This is a genomic window from Bartonella sp. AA89HNZF, assembly GCF_042196905.1.
Classification (GTDB): domain Bacteria; phylum Pseudomonadota; class Alphaproteobacteria; order Rhizobiales; family Rhizobiaceae; genus Bartonella.
Genome location: NZ_JBHIRD010000043.1, coordinates 1 through 5,022 on the forward strand (window position 1 = coordinate 1; position 5,022 = coordinate 5,022).

General features: G+C 38.6%; 1 protein-coding gene and 2 pseudogenes. All 3 read left to right on the forward strand.

All coding sequences use genetic code 11. The annotated features are described in order from the left end of the window. Nucleotides 1-257, forward strand: a 257-nt coding sequence (locus ACFIN0_RS09335) for a YadA-like family protein (RefSeq protein WP_375607607.1), incomplete at its 5' end; no start/stop codon positions are given. 318 nt (nucleotides 258-575) lie between these two features. Beyond that, nucleotides 576-840, forward strand: a pseudogene (locus ACFIN0_RS09340) (YadA-like family protein); the annotation flags it as partial. Nucleotides 841-1,678: 838 nt separating this feature from the next. After that, nucleotides 1,679-5,022, forward strand: a pseudogene (locus ACFIN0_RS09345) (hypothetical protein); the annotation flags it as partial.

Consider the following 5,022-nt stretch of genomic DNA (forward strand, 5'->3'; position numbering starts at 1 on the left):
ATTATGCTATTCAGGATGTTCGGAAAGAAGCAAGACAAGCTGCTGCTATTGGCCTAGCGGTGTCCAACTTACGTTACAATGATGCACCAGGAAAGTTAAGTGTTGCATTTGGTAGTGGTATATGGCTCAATCAGTCCGCATTTGCTCTTGGTGCTGGTTATACATCTGAAGATGGAAATATCCGCTCTAGTCTATCTGTGACAAATGCCGGAGGGCACTGGGGTGTTGGTGTAGGATTAAGCTTAACTCTAAATTAATAAAATTCACTACGATTATTTTCAAAAACGCTCCTGTCTATACGAGACAGGGGTGAAAAGAGTTACACGATTAAAAGAACGGCTCTCACAAATAACAAAGTCAGCATTAATATTGAAAATAAAAAAAGAGAAAATGTATGAAGAGTGGTGTGTTTTACGCAAATTTGACAGAATTCGTGGAGGGGGGTAGTTGGTTGTTACATGACAGTAAGCAGCGGATAAGACAGTTTTTGATGATGCAAAAAAAATGTAGATAAATACTTTTCTGAATCCAAGGATAATGCGATGAATAATGGTGTTAACGAATCGTAATCCTCCACCGATATGAAATTTGAAATGTTTAGTTATGCCATTGAAGATGTTCGGAAAGAGGCAAGACAAGCAGCGACTGTTGGTTTGGCAGTGGCAGGTTTGCGTTATAACGATACACTAGGAAAGTTAATTGTTTCATTTGATGGCGGCGCATGGCGTGGACAATCCGCATTTGCTCTTGGTACTAGGTTATATATCAGAGGATGGCTTCATTTGCTCTAATATATCCGCAACAAGTTCTGCGGAGATTAGAGAAGAGGTGTTGGCTTAAGATTAAAGCTGCGTTGATGATAGCAAGGGATTCTTTTAACGACATTTATTCTTATTTTATTAAAATGAGGGTGGATATTTTTTTACAGATGCACAGTATTTATCTAGAGATAAGCATAATATTTGATGACACTATAAATTTTGAGGTTTTATAGAAGGTTTTTCTATATTTTGTTGAAAAAAGATCACAGTAGAATCCATATTGCTAAAAAGTTATATTTTTATATTGCCATTTTCTTGAACAGTCTATAATGGTACGAAAATGTATATTGGTAAGACTCATTTTGATGAAATAACTTTCAAAAGGGGATAAGCAGTGGTAGAGATAAGAGGTGCATCACAAGACCACGCCTATATCATTACACGATATATTAAAAAGAAAAAGTCTAACTAAAAATTCAATTATCCAAGGAAAACTATATTCTGTAAATATTACAATTTCTCTTTACTTTACTTATTATTAACAAAACAATGCTTTCTAATAAAAATAAAATCTATAATTAGGAAAACACACACTAAACCTAGTTTAAAGGATTTTATAGTAACCACTACCAAGTAAAAAGTAATATTAAATATACAAAGCCTCTTTTTAGTTAGGAAAAAACAACACACTAAAACCCTTAGACTCTAAATGTGTTATCTTTATGTCAAAAAACATAATCAAAAAGACAAGCATTTAGGTCCCAACACAGAGAGCACAAACAAAACAAAAGACTCAAAATGTTCACACTCTAAGCAATGATCCTCTACTCTAAATTCCAAAGAGATCAATAATGCTAAAATGTGTCTTTTTTATGTTTTGAAGGTGTTTTTAAGTTTTTTTCATTGGAGAGTTTGTTATGAAAAAAAAATATTCCACACCAAATTTAATTAAAGTTATCTCTCTTAGTACGGTAATGGCCACACTTTTATCGAGTGTTTCTCCTGTTTTTGCGGCGAATCTCTCAATAACAGGAGAGATAATTAGAAGCACAAATAGTGTTAATGTTATGTATCCGCATGGTAGTCATGGGAGTGTTGTTTTTTCTGGTGATGATGACTTCTGTGGTGCAGACAACGTTGTTGGTCGTGGCGGCAAACAACAACAAGGAATTGCTGATAATCGACGAATAACCGCAGAGCAACAATATAATAGATTTATTACTGATCAAGCGTTTAATGGTCGTCATCCTTATGGTACGACCACTGAACAGGTGATTTGGACTGGTGATGGATACACGGGTAGCACTAATGGTAAAGTTTTGGGTGGTTATATAGGGGGAAGTACTGGTGGTTTTACTAATGCATTGCCTGAGGCTTATGGTGCTTATTCTTTTGCAACAGGGTGTGGGTCTGCAGCGACGGGTAATTATTCAACCGTTTTTGGTTCAGGTGCGACAGCAAAGGCTGGAGGAGCGCAAGCCTTTGGTGTTTCCGCACTTGCAGGTGGTATAGCAAGTATTGCTATGGGTGTGGGATCAGAGGCGTCGGGGAAATCTTCAGTTGCTATTGGAGGGCTTGCAACTGCATTAGGTACAAATAGTGTTGCTTTAGGTACAGATGCTGAAGCTTTGGGGGCAGGTGCTATTGCAATAGGGGGCAGGCACTTTGAAAAAAACGCAGATAATCCTATCGGAAAAGTAATCGCGTATGCTGAAAATGCGATTGCTATAGGTACGCAAGCGTATGCTGTAACGGAAAATTCGGTTGCCATTGGTGTAAATTCAAAGGCGCTTGTTAATGATGGTGTTGCTGTAGGTGGAGGATCTATCTCTGATAGAAACAAGAATGTTGCTGGTTATGATCCTACAACAGGTAAAGAGACAACAAAAACCGGTATAGCATGGAAAAGCACAACAGGAGCTTTTAGTGTAGGAGATGCAGGTGGCGGGGGTAATGGTAAGCTAACACGACAAATTACCGGTGTGGCTGCGGGTAGTGAAGATACTGATGCAGTGAATGTTGCACAGTTAAAAGCGTTGCGAGATTTGGCATCAGGAGTTTGGAAACTCTCTGCTAACGATACCGATCCTACAGACGTAAATCCAGGCAGTACAATAGATTTTTCAGTGAAAAATAGTGAAGTAGGAAAAGATAACTTAAAAATTGCAGAAAATACTGCAGAAAGTAAGCATAAAATTGAATTTACTTTGAGTGATACTCTCAAACTTACAAGCGTCATTACAGGCAATAGTACGATGAGTGATGATGGCTTTGTGATTAAGGACGGTCCTAGCATGTCTGGGGGTGGTATTGATGCTGGGGGTAAAAAGATTACATCAGTGTCTGATGGCACTGGAGCGAACGATGCAGTTAATTTTTCACAGTTAAGCAAAATCAATGAGAGTCTTTCGTCCACAGCGAAAAATTTGGAAACGGCTATGGCGAATACATCAAAATATTTTGGTGGAGGTGCAGGAGTTGCTGGTTCTGCCATGACGGGACCAACTTATAACTTATCCAAGATTGATACAAAGGGTAATATAACAGAGGGCTCTTTTAATGATGTTGGGAGTGCTTTTGCCGGTCTTGATACAAATATCAAGCATGTGAATGCACGGATTAAAGAAGTTTCTGAAGGGATAGCACAGGATTCTTTGTTATGGAATGATGAAGCCAATGCCTTTGTAGCGCGTCATGAGAAGAAGCAAGAAGAAAAAGGCAGAGCTGTAAGGAGACAGGAAAACAGTAAAATTACGTTTCTAGATAGTGGTGAGATCAGCGTTAAATCAACGGATGCTGTCAATGGTAGTCAACTTTATGCAATGGGTAACACACTTGCATCCTATTTTGGTGGTGGTGCTGGTTACGATGAAGAGAACATATGGAGAGATCCAGATTTCAAGATCAAGCAGTTTAGTGAGGATGGTACTTCTTTTGACAAGAAATATACGAATGTAGCGGATGCACTTGCAGGAGTTGGAAGTTCTATCACGAATGTTCAGAATAAATTGACTGAACAGGTTAATAATGTAATTACCAAAGTGGAAAGCGAGAGCTTTGTTCAGCAAGATAAGACAACGAGTCGTCTCACTATTGGAGCTGCAGTAGAAGGCAGTGAAATCAACATAGCTAACAAGACTGGTGCGGATCGGATAATTTCAGGTGTTGGTGAAGCAAAGAACAATAATGACGCTGTTAACAAAAGCCAGCTTGATAGCAATATCAAGAATGTCAATGATAATGTAACAAATAAGTTTAGCGAACTTACTAAAAACATAACGAATATTGCTCAGCAAGTTAAAGGTGATGCTTTGTTATGGAATGATGAAGCCAATGCCTTTGTAGCACGTCATGTAAAGAACAAAGAGAAAGATGGTCAAGTTATAGCGGAACAAGAAAACAGCAAATTAAAGTTTCTATTAGATGGAGAAATTTCTAAAGGTTCGACAGAAGCGATCACTGGCAATCAGCTTTATTCAATGAATCAGACATTTGCGACGTATTTTGGTGGTGGCGCTGGCTATGATGAGCAAGGACAATGGAAAGCTCCAAGTTTTAAGGTTAAGACAGTTAAGGATGATGGTAAATCTGAAGAGATAGACTATGGCAATGTGGCGGATGCTTTGGCTGGAGTTGGTACTTCTTTCACAAATATTAGAAATGAGATTAGCAAAGAAATTAATAATGAGATTACCACTGCTCAAGGTGACGCCTTGTTGTGGGATAAAGTTAAAGGCGCGTTTGTAGCGACGCATGGATCAGGTGAAGCAAAGACAAATAGCAAGCTTACATCTCTATTAGATGGGGACATTAAATCTGGCTCGACGGATGCAGTGACGGGTAACCAGCTTTTTGCGACCAATAAGAGTGTTGCAACTTATTTAGGTGGTGGCGCTAAATATGAAGAAGGTCAATGGACCGCTCCTACATTCACGGTTAAAGGCTTTAAAGAAGATGGTACAACAGAAGATAAAGAATATCACGATGTAGCATCTGCGTTTGCTGGAGTAGGTAGTTCTTTCACAGATCTTCATAAAGAAATTACCAATGAGATTAAAAATGAGATTACCAATGTGAAAGGTGATAGCCTTGTTAAGAAAGATCAAGCAACCAATCTTATCACTATTGGTAAAGAAGCAGAGGGTACAGAACTCAATATTGCCAACAGTAAGAAAGAAGACCGGACCCTTTCAGGTGTTAAGGCAGGAGTACTTTCAGCAGAATCGACAGAAGTTGTAAATGGCTCTCAGTTATTTGCAAC